12 protein-coding genes are annotated in these 15,125 nt (G+C 35.3%); 3 read left to right on the top strand and 9 right to left on the bottom strand.

From position 1 onward, the window contains the following. Positions 1–38 precede the first annotated feature (38 nt). Complete coding sequence (locus EG359_RS20580) at positions 39–3,437, bottom strand: polysaccharide deacetylase family protein (protein WP_076353571.1); 3,399 nt, start codon at positions 3,435–3,437, stop codon at positions 39–41. A 90-nt stretch (positions 3,438–3,527) separates the two neighbouring features. Next, positions 3,528–4,778, bottom strand: a complete 1,251-nt coding sequence (locus EG359_RS20575; protein WP_076353569.1) for a CinA family nicotinamide mononucleotide deamidase-related protein — start codon at positions 4,776–4,778, stop codon at positions 3,528–3,530. A 104-nt stretch (positions 4,779–4,882) separates the two neighbouring features. On the opposite strand from EG359_RS20575, the gene EG359_RS20570 reads away from it, so the two are divergent. Continuing rightward, positions 4,883–5,356, top strand: a complete 474-nt coding sequence (locus EG359_RS20570; protein ID WP_076353567.1) for a DUF7832 domain-containing protein — start codon at positions 4,883–4,885, stop codon at positions 5,354–5,356. Between the two features lie 52 nt (positions 5,357–5,408). Here the strand turns inward: EG359_RS20570 and EG359_RS20565 are convergent, their stop codons facing one another. The 6 genes from EG359_RS20565 to EG359_RS20540 all read right to left on the bottom strand — a co-directional run bounded on the left by EG359_RS20565 (position 5,409) and on the right by EG359_RS20540 (position 10,607). Continuing rightward, positions 5,409–5,948: a lipocalin family protein gene (locus tag EG359_RS20565; RefSeq protein ID WP_076353565.1), complete on the bottom strand. Its 540-nt coding sequence runs from the start codon at positions 5,946–5,948 to the stop codon at positions 5,409–5,411. A 74-nt stretch (positions 5,949–6,022) separates the two neighbouring features. After that, positions 6,023–6,757: a LytR/AlgR family response regulator transcription factor gene (locus EG359_RS20560; RefSeq protein ID WP_076353563.1), complete on the bottom strand. Its 735-nt coding sequence runs from the start codon at positions 6,755–6,757 to the stop codon at positions 6,023–6,025. A 72-nt stretch (positions 6,758–6,829) separates the two neighbouring features. Next, a complete protein-coding gene (locus EG359_RS20555) occupies positions 6,830–7,246 on the bottom strand; it encodes a DUF6326 family protein (RefSeq protein WP_076353561.1) in 417 nt (138 codons plus the stop codon). 7 nt (positions 7,247–7,253) lie between these two features. After that, complete coding sequence (locus tag EG359_RS20550; RefSeq protein ID WP_076353559.1) at positions 7,254–7,961, bottom strand: DUF4386 domain-containing protein; 708 nt, start codon at positions 7,959–7,961, stop codon at positions 7,254–7,256. Between the two features lie 128 nt (positions 7,962–8,089). Beyond that, positions 8,090–8,815: a PA3715 family protein gene (locus tag EG359_RS20545; protein WP_076353557.1), complete on the bottom strand. Its 726-nt coding sequence runs from the start codon at positions 8,813–8,815 to the stop codon at positions 8,090–8,092. Positions 8,816–8,825: 10 nt separating this feature from the next. Continuing rightward, a complete protein-coding gene (locus EG359_RS20540; RefSeq protein WP_228435020.1) occupies positions 8,826–10,607 on the bottom strand; it encodes a tetratricopeptide repeat-containing sensor histidine kinase in 1,782 nt (593 codons plus the stop codon). 341 nt (positions 10,608–10,948) lie between these two features. On the opposite strand from EG359_RS20540, the gene EG359_RS20535 reads away from it, so the two are divergent. Together EG359_RS20535 and EG359_RS20530 are read left to right on the top strand one after the other, a co-directional pair. Further along, complete coding sequence (locus tag EG359_RS20535) at positions 10,949–11,623, top strand: SIMPL domain-containing protein (RefSeq protein WP_076353553.1); 675 nt, start codon at positions 10,949–10,951, stop codon at positions 11,621–11,623. Between the two features lie 150 nt (positions 11,624–11,773). After that, a complete protein-coding gene (locus tag EG359_RS20530; RefSeq protein WP_076353551.1) occupies positions 11,774–13,375 on the top strand; it encodes a DUF4139 domain-containing protein in 1,602 nt (533 codons plus the stop codon). 442 nt (positions 13,376–13,817) lie between these two features. Here the strand turns inward: EG359_RS20530 and EG359_RS20525 are convergent, their stop codons facing one another. Next, the gene (locus EG359_RS20525; protein ID WP_076353549.1) at positions 13,818–15,023 is read right to left on the bottom strand and encodes an NAD(P)/FAD-dependent oxidoreductase; all 1,206 of its coding nucleotides are present in this window, start codon (positions 15,021–15,023) and stop codon (positions 13,818–13,820) included. Between the last annotated feature and the right edge of the window lie 102 nt (positions 15,024–15,125).

The raw sequence follows: 15,125 nt of genomic DNA, 5'->3' as shown, positions 1-15,125 counted from the left end.
TATTTGTTACTTTACCAGAAAACAAATTTAAACAAATCTTAAGAAGTTGCTATCTCTTTTACATTTCCGGTTCGTTTTAAGAATCCCCAGGACTGTATTTCACCTTTCAATGCCTTTCTTAAACTTTTAAACAATACTATATACATCAGCCATCTATACCCGAATCTTTGCGGAATAATATACAGGAGATTCGTTAATTTTTCCCGTTGTAAAATGAACGCGACCAAAGCCAGCGAAGCATCCACTAAAAGGAAAATCAGATAATAGGTAAATATTTTGTCTCCATTTCCGGATAAAATTCCAAAAAACATGATCAGATCCGCCAGTGGTGAAAAAAACGGAATGATGTATTGAAACAGTAAAATATTTGGCATTGCCCAAAGCCCCAATCCTTTATATTTGGGGTTAAGGAAAGTCTGTTTTTGTTTCCAAAACATCTGCATAATTCCGTAAGTCCATCGGAAACGCTGTTTCAAAAACTGTTTCACGGTTTCCGGAGCCTCTGTTACCGCTACGGCTCTGTTTTCATTGGCAACAGTATATCCTGCTTTTAAAATTTTCACCGTGATATCACAGTCTTCAGCCAAAGTATCTGAAGAATATCCACCTGCTTCAAGAATAACAGATCTCTTAAATGCTCCAATAGCCCCCGGAATTACTGTAATTGCATTGATATGTGCATAGGCCAGTCTGTCAAAATTTTGGCTTGTCGTATATTCTATTGCCTGCCATTTGGTAAGCCAGTTTACGGTATTTCCAACTTTTACATTTCCTGCTACTGCTGCAATCTTTTCCTCAGGATTTGAATTTAAGAATCTTGCGATTAGATATTTTACCGCATCCTGTTGTAGCTTGGTATCTGCATCAATACACACTACATATTCAGCATCAGTTTGTGAAATACCAAAGTTGAGAGCGGTTGCTTTTCCTCCATTTGTTTTGGAAAAAATTTTCAGATTCGGGTGATCCGGAAATTCATTTCTTGCTTTTTCATAGGTTGAATCTTTACTTCCATCATCCACCATAATAATGTTGAAATTTGGATAAGTCTGCTTCAACAGATTATGCAGGGAAGAAACAATATTCACTTCTTCATTATAGGCAGGAACAATAATAGAAACCTTTGGATAGGATTCCAGGATTGGAAACTCACTCAGTTGTTTTTCTTTTTTTCTTTCTTTAAAAGCCCAATAAGCCATTAACAGCAATCTGATCAGCCCCAGTACAATAAAAATACTAAACAGAGCAACCAAAAAATGGCTGATTCCGTAAATTATAGTTGCCAATACAAGATTAAGCTGCATGATGTAATAAGATTTCGTTTTAGGAACTTCAGGCATCAGTTCATTTTTACTTTTATGCAAAAGGCTGGTAAGATTGGTAAAATGATATCCTTGTTTCTGCAATGTTGGGATTAAAACTTTCAATGCTTTCACAGTCTCCTCTCTGGTATCACCTCCGGCATCGTGAAGCAAGATAATATTTCCTCTCTCTTGTTTAATTCCTGCCATTACCCGTTTTACAATTTCATCAGCCTTTATTCCCGGCTGCCAGTCTTCAGGGTCTATATTTTCTCCAATATCCAGATAGTTTTGCTGTCTTGCCAATGCCACAGGGATGATCTCTTCTGATGTTGTAGGCTCAGAGTCTGCATTATACGGTGCCCGAAACAGAATTGTACTGTGTCCGGTTACACACTCTATCAGTAATCTCGTCAGTTTTAACTCAAGCAACGCTCTTTCTGGGCTTACCTTAGCCACATTTTCATGGGTGAAGGTGTGATTTCCTATTTCGTGACCCTCCCGATAGATTCTTTTAACAAGCGGAAGATTTTTTTCAGCATTTAAGCCTACTAAAAAGAAAGCGGCAGGCACATGGTACTTAGATAATATATCCAATACCTGCGGGGTATAGGTTTCATCCGGACCATCATCAAATGTCAATACCAATTCCTTTTGAGGTGCACTTCCGTATTTCTTTACTTCATAGGAGCTTGGGTAGGTAATGTAATTTTCGTCTGTAATAATTTTCTCCTTGGGATCTATTTCTAAGGCTATTTTTCCATCGTGAGGAGTATTCAAAACATCCAGGACCTCACCATCTCCAATATAATCGACCATGGTTTGTCCTTTTACATTTTCCAGTGTTTTCAAATTCAGTTTGGACAGTCCGGCAAACGTAAGATCCTTGTCATAAAAATTCCAAACCCTGCTGTCTTCACTTCCTAATCTCCAAAGTGCAGTTCCAGCCAATGGATATTCCGATGAAAATCGCATTGTATTAAAAATAGACGCTGCATCATTAAAAAATACGGTATGGGTATTATTTTTAGAATCTGTATAGGAATAATTTAAATTAAAAGTATTGTCATTAAAATCAATAACTGCCTTACTTGCACTAGCCTTTGTAATAGCCTGCATATAAGTAACGGAATTATTATCATCAGGATTAGAACTCCAGTCGTAGCCATAAGCTCCCAATCCTAAAATGATCTTATGAGGAGAAGTCTTTTTCACGAGCTTACCTGCCTGCTCTTCTATCCATTTCTGTGAAGAAACCGGACCTGCATCACCACTGGCAGAATATTCATCATAAGCCATCAATACAAAATAATCTACATAAGGATCTAATTTTTGGATATTATAATCATCATTATCCGTCATGATATCCATGGTAACCAATAGTTGATTCTGCTTGAATGTTTCTGAAAGCTCTTTCATAAAGGCAATCAGGTTTTCATCAGAATTCAGGTTCATATCCTCAAAGTCAATATTAATTCCCTTGAAATGATATTTTTTACACTGCTGGGTAATTTTCCGGATAAGATTTGTTCTTTTCTTCGGATCATTCAATACTTTTCCCAATCCTTCAGAACGAAATTCTCTATCAGAGTTGTTACTCAGGATAGGCATTGCTGCAATTCCTGTTCTTTTGATGATTTTATACCCTTCGGGGTCAATGTTCGTTTTCAGATCTCCCGTTTTAGGATCAAGGAAAAACCATTCCGGAAAAACAAGATTGATATGTCTGATGTTTCTTTTCAGAGACATCAGAGATTGTGGATCCCACGCTACATAAAATGCAGATCGAATTCCTCCGGGGAACTGTGCCCAGTTTCTGTTTTGATTTTTATATCTCTCTGCTCTTGCCTTTTCGATTTTGGAGAGATTCGTATGAATTGTTTTTTCAGAAATAAAACTTCTGAATCCTTTATATTCTTTAGAAATTTTGTTCTCTTGAAGATAGGGTTTATTCGCAGTCATCACTGCCTTATAATCTTCTTTAAAAGGAATTTTTGGACTTCTGTCCAGGGTCATCATCAGTCCCAAGGCCAAAAGAAGAAGCACTGCCATAAAAATAAAGATGCGGCTTCCCCATTGTACACTTTTCCAGCGTTTTTTGCTGTTGGTCTGAAAAATCTGTTTTGAATTTTCCACGCTTATGAAATTTTAATGAATGAATCTCAAAAAGCGTGAAAAAGAATATAAAAATTAATTAAAAAAAAATTAAAAAACTAAAATATTAATTTATTGGTTTACAAGAAGTCCTACCAGGTCCTGAATTACCTTTTGGGAAACAAAATTCATAAAATCTAACCTTTCCAGATGAGGCATATATAATTTTGAGGTTACTTCCTGATCTTTAATTCGTATCGTGTAGAAAACGGTTCCTATATCCTTACCATCTTCTCCTTTTCCGGGACCTGCCACTCCGGTTGTAGAAAGGGAAATGTCTGTATCAAATAAATTCTGACATCCTTTGGCCATTTCCTGAGCTACCTGCTCACTGACTACCGTAAATTGGTCTACAGTTTCTCTGGAAACGTTTAGAATTTTAATCTTTTTTTCTGTAGCATAAGGAACCATCCCGCCAAGAAAATATTTTGAACTACCGGAAACTGATGTGATCATCTTTGCCAATTCGCCTCCGGTACAGCTTTCTGCCGTAGAAATGGTCAAATTTCTTTCCGTAAGAATTTCTGCCAGAATACTTTCAATTTTATCTTCAGAAACCGCAATAACATTATCCTTTATGAGGGGAAGAAGTTTTTGAATTTCGTCTTCTGTCTGTTGTTTTAAGATATCTTCATTATCTCCGGATGCTGTTAACCTCAGCTTTACACGGGTTCCCACCGGAAGATAAGACAAGGAAATATTTTCAGGAAGAGCCAGTTCCCAATCTTCAATGGTATCTGCAAGAATACTTTCAGGAATCCCAACTACAGAAATAATTCTTCCATGAATATAATTAAGGTTGAATCTCCCCTGTAAATAAGGTATAATCTGATCCTTAATTAATGGTTTCACTTCATAAGGAACGCCAGGCAGGCTATAGGACAGCTTTCCGTTCAGCTCCATCATCATGCATGGTGCAGTTCCAAAGTGATTTTGAAACACGATGGATTTTGTAGGAACAAAGGCCTGTTCTTTATTTCTTTCCAGAATATCCAGACGTCCGCGTTTTTCCATATATCCTTTAAGGTGGTTAAAGGTAACCTCATCCAGTGCAATTTCATCGTTGAAGAACTCTGCAAGTGCTTTTTTGGTTTTATCATCTCTGGTAGGGCCTAATCCTCCTGTTGTGATAACCAAATCACCCAGCTTAAAGGCTATATCTAATGTATTTTTGATGGTTTCAATTTCGTCTGAAATTGTAAAGATTTGTACCACTTTTATCCCGATATTCTTAAGTTCGGTGGCAATAAAATTGGAATTGGTGTCTATCGTATTTCCGGAAAGGATTTCGTCACCAATAGTAATCAGAACAGCTTTTTCCATATATCAATTTCTTGAAAAAAATTCTTCTGCAAATGACGGGAAAATCTGCGGCTGTGGCAATATAAATTGATTTTTTCTATTTTTGACAAAAATTAGTTAAAATTATGTCTAAATATGATGATGCTTCATGGCATTATGGTGGCGATTTTCCCAAAGAACTTCCTGAAAAAAATGGGGCTACCCATACAGGAATGTTTCTGAACTGGTGCATTAATAATGATCTTATTTCTAATGAATTAAAAGAAGACGGAAAAGAGGAAATTGAAAAAGTAAAAAGAAGAGAAATTACTGGTTCAGAATTCGTTATGGATTTCTGTGACGGAAAATTCTCTGAATATGACCTGAGTGATCTGGGAAATAGTTTTGCAAAGGATTACTACGCAGATGACACTGATTTTGGTAATAAATACAGCTCATTTGCTGATGACTACGTTAATCTTTTTGATACCAAAGCAGAAGAAAATGATTATGAATACGAAACGTTCTACCACATTGAAGATACCTACGAGAATTATGATTTGATGAAGCAGGTTATTGATCATCGTTTTGAAGAATGGAAAGAATATATTCAAAGTTAGAAACTAAAAAGGCAAAATCGTTATCATGTATTTTACGATTTTGCCTTTTCATTTAAGTATGTTTCACCCAGATCAATTCTTCTGTATTATAGCCGATTTTTCTTGCTTTTTCAATAAAGCGTTGTCTGATACTTTCAGGGATTGTAGTTGTTCTGGAAAGTATCCACAAATATTTAAGACTGCTTCCGGCTACCAAGGCGTACTGATAGTCTTCGTCTATATCTATGACATTATATCCGGCCCAAATGGGTTTAAAAAAAGAGACTTTAAGTCGGGCTTCGGTTGTATCCTTTACGAATCTGGCTTCACCAATGGATTCGTTCCACAGTTTTTTTACATAATTATAGCCTTTATTTCTCACCAGAACTGTTCCATCGGGATTTTCTGAGTATTCTGCTGTAACATTATCCATATTTTTCTCGAATTTATAGTCAAATCGGGCAATTTCATACCATCTTCCGAGATATTTTTTAATGTCAAAACTCTTCACAGCAACGGCTCCTTTTGGAATTCCAACAGAATACGAATGAAAGGCAATGTATGCCAATGCTCCTAAGGAAACGGGAAGTACAATTTTATGAAAGGTCTTCATGACAGAAATATTTTGTGTGATTCTGATAAAAACTTCAAAAATAATGCCTTTGGGCTGTTAAGAAACGATAAATTCTATGAGAATACTTTCAGAAAGTTATCCTTAAAGCTTCCTGAAACCTCAATTTCAGTATCATCAGCCAGCATTACGGTTCCACTTTTATGATAGGATTTTACAAAGGTTGTATTGATGATATGGGAACGATGAACTCTTACAAAAGGACTTTCCAACAGATCATCAAAGTGCTTTAAAAAGCGGCACACCATTTTCTTTGAGCCATCGGTAAGATAAACCTGCGTAAAGTTTCCATCCGCCTGAAGTCTTACAATATCTTCGGTTTTTACGACATCAAATCCCTGTAGAGTCGGGAGAATAAGCTGCTGTTTTTCTGGTTTTAGCTTTAGGTTCTCCAATAGAATTTTGTTACGATTAAGTTCATCCTTCTTTTCAAGACTTTCAGCAACTTTGTTTACTGCAAGGATCAACTCCTGGATGTCAATTGGTTTTAGAATATAATAGCTTGCCGACTTATTCAAAGCCTGTAAAGAATACTGTGAAAATGCGGTAATAAAGATTGTTTCATAAGAAAATTCCTTTGTAGCTTCCAATACGTCAAAAGCGTTTCCAAAGGGCATTTCTACATCCAGAAAGACCAATTGTGGCTGCTTTTCGGCAATCAGAGGGACGGCTTCCTTGATATTTTCTGCTTCACCTAGAATTTCTACCTGAGGACAGTATTTGGTGATATAGCTTCTCAGGACCTCTCTTGCTATGATTTCATCGTCTATGATTACGGCTTTGATCTTCATTAGGTTTTAACTATTAGATTGCAGATGCAAATTAGGGATATTTGATCAACCCTACAATTTTCCTAATACGTGTCATACTCTTTTCCACTTCCAGGCATATACTACTATCAAGATTGTTATCATGCATTCTACAGCTGCAAGGAAAACATAGAATAGATACCATTCTGAAAAGGATGAAATACCAATAAGCAGCATCACTACAGTAAAAAATATTCCGAAAACTATATTGAGAATCCTATTGATAGCCGGTTTCAAAATAAGGGAAAGAAATACCATGACAGCCGGTATTGCTAAAACGACTGCAGCCATCAGTAAATTCAGGGGAGAATTCAATAAATTATGACCATCTACAAGGCCCTGGGTTTTTCCTGGGGCATACAGCTCAAAGTAATCACCGTATAAGTAACATAGCGTAACAGAGGTCCAAAGTCCGGCAAGTATAATCTTGATATTTGCCTGGATGTCTTCAAATTGGGTAGATTTGTTCATGGTTGCATTAATTTTGATGAATAGTATTAATAGATTTACTTCTCACGCCTACAATCAGCAGCCACAGGCATATTCCTATTTCTCCTATTGAAGCAGGTAATGTTATATAGCTTGATATTGCATAGCTGGAAAATTGAGGAATTGTTATTCTTCCAAAAACATTGATCACATATCCCAAGCAACCCAACATTAAAAAGGCTCCCAAAACCTTTGGCAAAAAGTTAGACTTGTACACCAGATAACCAAAGGGATAAAGCCAAAGCCCCCAGAAAATCTGAACAATCAGAATTCCATTATTGTAATTTTTCAACAAAAGCATGACTTGTGCTTGTAATTCTTCTGTTTTATAGACTTTTAGATAATCAGCAGCATCTATAATCGTAAGCACTGAGAGTTTACTTTGAAGATTAATAAAAGAAATAGGCACACTGATAAGCGCCAAAATAACCATCAGTTTAGCATAAGTTCCGTTAACATTTTTCAAGAGCTTATACAAAACCAAAGGGAGCAAAGTAAAAGCCATATAGCAAAGTATACTGCTCGCAATACTCAAACTGAATAAATATCGTGAAGAAGAAATATTATTGAAAGTCTGTTTGGGATTTTCCCATTCAATCAGTTTTGAAGGTACATACATCAAACTGAAAAGCCCAGTTATGACAACGACAAGATAAATAAGGCCTGCCCATCTTGCTATTTTAGTATTAGAATCCATCTGATTAGTTTTTACCTAATAAGACGTTTTTATCTAAATTTCGTTACAAAAAACTCAATTAAATAATAAAAATTCAAAACACAAACGAAAATACCAATACTTTGATAAGCACTGTTACTATGAAAAATTTAGTGATAATAACTGTTTTTGAATTTCAGAATTTTATAGGAAGTTTTTGATGTTTCCTTACTTTCACATTCTCCTTTTACTTCCTTGTTTATTGTAGTAACAGAAATCGTTTTTATTTTAAGGTCTGTGAAATTATTGGTTTTGGATTGCTCTAGTATAATATAGGAGTGATTATCTTCAAACTCTCCGTTACATCGCGTATCCCATTCTCCACTGTATAAATCCATAGTAAACTGATCCAGAACTTTCTTAAAAGTTTTACCTTCCGGATAATACATGGACATTGTGCTTAAATCATAAGGATTAGGTCTGCTGCTCCCTACAAAATCTGCTTTCACCCCAAACGCGCGAATATTTGTTCCAATAGTATATAATCCGGTATCAATTGTAAAGCTTCTTAAACTAATGGCATCAGAATTTATTTCTGTTGGATCAAGATACTTATTCTTTATGGTTCCATTAGCATCTGTAATTAAAATATAATTCCGGACTGTAAAGACATAATCATCATTTTCCTGCTGTACTACGGCAGGAATGACTGCAATATAGGAATCTTCTGTATTGGGCATTTTCTTTTCAGTACAGAGTTCTTCCTTGATTTTTGTCTTATCTAATTTTAAACTTTTCAGAATATTATTCAACCGAGTACTATCGAAATCCTGTCCGGATAAAATACCGGAGAATAAACAGATAATCAGCGTTATCAGAGATATATTCTTTTTCATGTGAGTGTTTTTATATCAGATTAATTTGAATGGTCACCAAAACTCCACTATTATTTTCTTTATCCTTTACAGAGCAGGTAATATCTTTTTTATACAGATCATTCAAGAGTTTGATTCTTTCCAGCGTATTTTTCATACCTCTGCCCTCTCTCGTCTTTTGATGTTGGGTTTTCTGTTTTTTGCTTTCTTCAATTCCTATTCCGTTGTCTTCAATAATAATTTTCAGATATTGATTATTTTTTTCAAAACTGAGCTTTAAAAAACCTTTTTCCGTTCTATACCGAAGTCCATGCCAGATTGCATTTTCGAGAAACGGCTGTACCAGCATTCCGGGAACCTGCAGGCTGTGCATATTCAAGCTTTCGTCTACCTCTATTTCATAATCAAACTTATCTGTAAAACGTGTTTTTTCCAGAGCCAGATAATTTTGCAGAAGGTCCAGTTCTTGTTGAAAAGGGATAAAATCATCCGTAGAATTTTCCATCACCCCGCGCATCAGCTTAGAGAATTTTGTAAGATATTGGTTGGCCTCCAATTCATTACTGGTTGCTATGAAATGATTGACGCTATTCAAACTGTTGAAGATAAAATGCGGATTCATTTCCCGTCTAAGCGACTGTAGCGCAATTTTTTTATTCTTAGTCTGAACTTTTTTAAGCGTTCTAAAAATAAAAACAACCAAACCGGTCAATAGAATCAAAGCTCCAATTAAACCATAATTGAAGACATTTTTCTTACGAATCAATTCGTCTTTCAGTTCTTTTTCCTTTTCCAGTTGTGAAATTCTCTGCTCTGTATCTTCCAGAATCTTATTATCTACAAGGCTTCTGTCTTTCAAAACCAGATTCGGAAGTTTTTCCAGAAAATCTCTGTACAATTGAACAGAAGCATTTGTATTTCCTGAAATAGCATACAAACTGTCCAATCTTTTCACACTCTTTTGTGCTTCCAGTGTATGGCCTTTATCTAACGCAATTCCGTAGGCATTTTTCAATAAATCTACCGCTTCTTTTGGATCATTCTTTTTAATATAAATATCCGCCAGCTCCTGAATCTGATTGACCTTTTCCTGTGAATTTTCCTTTACAAAATCTTCTTTCAGAACTTTCTTTTTAGCTTCAATAGCTTTGTCAAAATTTTTATTTTCAACATAAAGGTCAGTTAATTTTTGATTGATAGCCAAGGCCTGTTGCGGTGCTCCTTTTTTGGAAATTTTATAAGCGTTATTCAAATTTTCTTCTGCCTTATTGATATCTTTCTGCTGTAGATTGATCTCTGCCAACTGACTGTAACCCTCTGCTACGCTAGCCTGCTCATTTTCTTTTTTACTGATATTAATATTATCCTGAATAGCTTCTGCTCTAAGTTCCGGTTTCGGGGAAGAAAGCCTTGCCACATCATTAGAATTTACAGTCTTGCTTTTTTCACTATAATTCATCTGTGCCGCCATGCTGTAATTGCTGAGGGCAGGTGTTATTTTATTCTGTTTTTCCTGTGACTGGGCCAGTTTTCTGGTAACGGATTCAAGGTTTTTTTTATCATTAAGCTTTTGAAAAAGAGCTTTAGCCTTGGTTAAATATTCTTCACTTTTAGCATAGTTTCCCTGATTATAGTAATCACCCGCCATTCCTACATACGTATCGGCAATGGCCTTATCATCATTTTTATCCACCGCTTTCTTTAGCTTTTCAGCAGACTTCAACACTTGTGAAACCTTTGTAGAATCCTGTGCAGAAAGGAAATTTCCCACAGCAAGCATTGAAATAAACAATATTTTAAAAACTAATTTCACAGACTTTGAATCTTTATTGCAAAGTAACTAAAACTTTATGTATCGTCTCCCATTCCTTACCAAGTGAAAACCTCACTTCACCAAGTCACTTAGTAAAATACTAACAATCATTATTTTAACACCAATACACTTTATTATATACCTTATTATTTATATTAAAGATGAGCCTCTTATACTTAAAGCAAAGCTTACTTTCATATCCCTACTTTTTACATTTTTAAATATGATACTCTTTTCACAACAACTCACCAAGTGAAAGCTTCATTTCACCAAGTCTCCCGATTTTCAGTTTCAGATCTGGCTAATTTTACATCAGAATTTAAACTTAAAAACAGGAAATTATGAAATTGAAACATTTTTTATTAATCGGAATTTTAACGCTGGGAAGTTTTGTAAACGCTCAGGAAGTAAAGAAAAATGCAATCGAGGTGACAGGTGTTGCCGAAATGGAAGTAGAACCGGATGAAATTATCTTCAGCATCGGAATAAAAGCAGATAACAAAAATGATCTGGCAGACAATGAAAAGAAGATGTTTGATATTTTAAAGAGTGCCGGCGTAAAGAACGAGGATATCAAATTCAAGTCGATGTACCAGAATATCTATTCAAAAACAGCAAAGTTTTCTAAAAACTATCAGTTTAAGGCGAATGCAAAATCAAATATTAGCAAGATCTTTGAAGACCTAAACCAAAAATGGGTAAGCAGCCTGAACATTTCAGAGGTAAAGAATACCAAGATTGCTGACTTCAGAAAAGCAGTAAAAATTAACGCCTTAAAAGCCGCTAAGGAAAAAGCCGATTATCTGTTGGAAAGCATGGGTAAAAAGACCGGAAATGCCATTGAGATTGTAGAAATAGAAGACTACACCAGTGACATGGTGATGCCTGTTGCCTATAAAGGCAGAATGAGCAATGTAAAGATGGAAATGGCCGATGCTTCTGCTGATATTTCCTTTGACAATATAGAAAATATCAAACTGAAATACAGTATCAAAACGAGATACGAAATCCTTTAAAATAACAGATTTAAGAAGACAGCTCCTTTTGGGGCTGTTTTTTTTTGTACCATTATCAGGTTTACCAAGTGAAAGCTTCACTTCACCAAGTTTCCCCATTTTCAGGGCTAAATACGGGTAATTTTACTTCATAATTTAAAATAATAAACGATGAAACGCTATTTTTTAATACTCATTACATTTTCGGTTGCTTTCCTAAAGGCACAGGAAATAAAAAAGGAAATTGATGTAAAACAGGCCACAGTATTTCTTCAGGGCGCAAAAGTCTTTGGAAGTACCAATGTAAGTCTTCAGAAAGGCCGAAATATGGTAAGGATTGTAAACCTTCCCAATGACCTGGATGAAAATACCTATAAAATTAATCTTGAAAAAAACACCACTCTTCTTTCGATCACCCCTCAAAGTAATTTTTTGAAAAATGATGAATTATCTGATGGTGAAAAGAAACTTGATGATGAAAGAAAAAAGCTTCAAAGACAAGTAAACCTATTGAATATTCAGGTTAAGAACCTTACCGGGGAGCAGAATATCATTAATGATAATTTAAAAGTATCTACCAATGATAAATCTACACCGCAGGAGCAGCTCATTAAGCTTACGGAATTCTACAGAAAAAGAATGCTGGAAATTGATAATCAAGTATTTTTACTGAACGAGCAGAAGTTTGTTCTGGATGAAAGTATTGCAAAGCTCAACAAGCAGGCTGGCGAGGAACAAACTCATAAAAACACCAACAGAAAAGAGCTTTTGCTTGAAATTCTTGCAGATAATGATACCAGTCTGAATCTTGGGGTAAGCTATATTGTTTCTGATGCTGGCTGGGTACCATCCTATGATCTACGCGCTGAGTCTGTAAAGAAGCCTCTCGAAATGGTTTACAAAGGGAAAATCTACCAAAAAACCGGACAGGACTGGAAAAATATAAAATTGTTTGTATCTACTTACAGACCATCATACAATCAGGACAGACCTATCCTTTCTCCGCTCTATGTTGCAGAATATACAGGTCACAATCCAATGCAGGAGATTTCTGGCTACCAGTTAAAAAACAAAGCAGCAGAAGTAAATGCCTATCAAATGAGAGAGGATGCCGTAGCAAGGCCAAGTCAGGTTCCTATTGCTTCTGTTTATGATAACCAAATGAATGTAATCTATGAACTGAATTACAATCAAACGATTCTAAGTCAGGAGAAAGAACAATATGTTATTCTGGATAAAAAACAAATTGACGCCACCTACAAATACCATACAGTTCCAAAGGTTAATAATCAGGTATTCCTGATGGCTTTTGTAAAAAACTGGCAGAACCTCAACCTTATCAACGGCGAGGCCAATATTTACTTTGAAGATAATTATATCGGGAAAACCAATATTACCAGCAATTATGTAAAAGATGAGTTCCCAATCTCCCTTGGTGTAGATGAAAGAATTACAGTGAAAAGAATCAAGCTGGAAGACAAAACCTCTCAAAAGTCAATGAATTCTAATAAATGGGAAACTGAATCTTACCAGATAAGCATCCGAAATAACACCAAGGAAAGCATTGAACTGGAAGTTCTGGATCAACTGCCAATCAGTGAAAACTCCAAGATTATGGTAAAAACGATAGATCTAGGTGGTGGAAGTCTTGATGAAAAAACAGGAAGTATTCTTTGGAACAAGAAGATCAGTTCCGGAGGTTCTGAAAAGATTGGCTTCTCTTATGAAGTAAAGTATCCGAAAGAGATGCAAATACAATATTACAGCAGATAATCTTTAAAGCGGTGGCTAAAATTTGGCCACCGCTTTTTATTTTGAAACTGTTTGCTTTTTAATAAAAATGCAAACCACAAAAGTCACAAAAGATTAAACACTTAAGTTATTCTTAAAGGACAAGCTTTGCGCATATAAAGGACACTTAAGTTTTCTGAAAATCAAGATTTTCTTCTTATTATGAGTTTCTATGATGTAAAGACTCTCTTTTAATAAAAATGTAAACCACAAAAGTCACAAAAGATTAAACACTTAAGTTATTCTTAAAGGGCAATCTTTGCGCATATAAAGGACACTTAAGTTTTCTGAAAATCAAGATTTTCTTCTTATTATGAGTTTTTATGATACAAAGACTCTCTTTTAATAAAAATGCAAACCACAAAAATTACAAAAGATTAAACACTTAAGCTATTTTACGGGACAAGTTTTGCATGTACAGAAGCTATCTCCCGAATTTAAAGTATCTGGACAGTGGATGTTTTTTATTCTTTAAAAATGAGGAAACCATTTCCATACCCGTCACTGAAAAAGTAATTCCGTTTCCTCCAAAACCTAGTACGAAATAAGAATTCTTGAATTTTTCATGTTCACCAATATAAGGCAGTCCATCCTTAGTTTCACCAAAAGTTCCTGCCCACACAAAGTCGGGATAAAAATGATAATCGGGTTTTATTTTCTTAAGGTTTTTCAAAATCTCCTTTTTCTTTTTTTCCAATAGGGCATCGCGCTTTTCAGCATCATAAAAATCTTCATCACCACCGCCAATTAACAATCGTCCGTCATCCGTTGTACGCATATAGATATAGGGGTCGTCTGTATTCCAAACCAATGTGTTATTGATATTTTTAAACTTGTCTTTATCCATTTCGGAAACAACGGCATAGGTGCTTTTTAAGTCTACGAAATTCTCTTTCAACAGATTTTTGCTTTCATAACCAATGCAATAGATTATCTTTTTTGCCTTAATCTGAAATCCACTATCTACCGTGGCAAGGTTAAAACCCTTGTGATATTCCACATTTACCATTTCAGTTTTATCAAATATTTTCAGACCTTTCCTTACATTATGCTTAAACAATTCATGAGCAAACTGGAACGCATCAATGCTGGCTCCTTGTCTGGATACTATTCCGCCATAGGTATTTTCAAATTCAAAATTCTTCAGGATCTGTTCCGAATTTAGCCACTTTACCTCAAAACCTGCATTTTTTCTGGCCTCATATTCTTTTTTCAACCATTCTACATCTTTCTTTTTTGAAGCAAAATACAGTGACTTTTTACGCTTGAATCCGGCATTGGATCTTATCTGTCTTGAAATTCCCTCAATAACATCAATAGCCTCTGAACAGGCTTTATAACTTTCAACTGCACCTTTCTTTCCTATTTTTCCGATCAGCTCATCAAGAGGAACATCTATTTCATACTGAAGCATCGAAGTGGTGGCAGAGGTACTTCCATTGCAAAGCTCCCGTTTATCGATAAGAATTGTTTCATAACCGTCTTTTATCATTTGATGAGCAATAAGACTTCCTGTAATTCCGCCACCAATAATTAAAACATCACATTTCTCATCGGATTTCAAAGACGGATAAGAAGCTATCAATCCATTTTTTAAAAGCCAAAAAGGTTCATTTGATTTAAGATCCATATTAATATTTTACATTAAAAATAACAATATCCATACCTATTTTAACAATTTATATGGAAATTATGGTGTAGTTATTGTTACTTTATTAAGTTCCAACCACCA

It is taken from the genome of Chryseobacterium joostei (assembly GCF_003815775.1).
Taxonomy (GTDB): Bacteria; Bacteroidota; Bacteroidia; order Flavobacteriales; family Weeksellaceae; genus Chryseobacterium; species Chryseobacterium joostei.
Note: the sequence above shows the minus strand (reverse complement) of the source record. Positions and strands in the feature narration are given on the sequence as shown.

Bases quoted from the DNA above. Each gene is read 5' to 3' on its own strand.
- EG359_RS20570 (WP_076353567.1), top strand. From the start codon at position 4,883: ATGTCTAAATATGATGATGCTTCATGGCATTATGGTGGCGATTTTCCC.
- EG359_RS20525 (WP_076353549.1), bottom strand. From the start codon at position 15,023: ATGGATCTTAAATCAAATGAACCTTTTTGGCTTTTAAAAAATGGATTG.
- EG359_RS20550 (WP_076353559.1), bottom strand. From the start codon at position 7,961: ATGGATTCTAATACTAAAATAGCAAGATGGGCAGGCCTTATTTATCTT.
- EG359_RS20545 (WP_076353557.1), bottom strand. From the start codon at position 8,815: ATGAAAAAGAATATATCTCTGATAACGCTGATTATCTGTTTATTCTCC.
- EG359_RS20560 (WP_076353563.1), bottom strand. From the start codon at position 6,757: ATGAAGATCAAAGCCGTAATCATAGACGATGAAATCATAGCAAGAGAG.
- EG359_RS20575 (WP_076353569.1), bottom strand. From the start codon at position 4,778: ATGGAAAAAGCTGTTCTGATTACTATTGGTGACGAAATCCTTTCCGGA.
- EG359_RS20530 (WP_076353551.1), top strand. From the start codon at position 11,774: ATGAAACGCTATTTTTTAATACTCATTACATTTTCGGTTGCTTTCCTA.
- EG359_RS20565 (WP_076353565.1), bottom strand. From the start codon at position 5,948: ATGAAGACCTTTCATAAAATTGTACTTCCCGTTTCCTTAGGAGCATTG.
- EG359_RS20555 (WP_076353561.1), bottom strand. From the start codon at position 7,246: ATGAACAAATCTACCCAATTTGAAGACATCCAGGCAAATATCAAGATT.
- EG359_RS20535 (WP_076353553.1), top strand. From the start codon at position 10,949: ATGAAATTGAAACATTTTTTATTAATCGGAATTTTAACGCTGGGAAGT.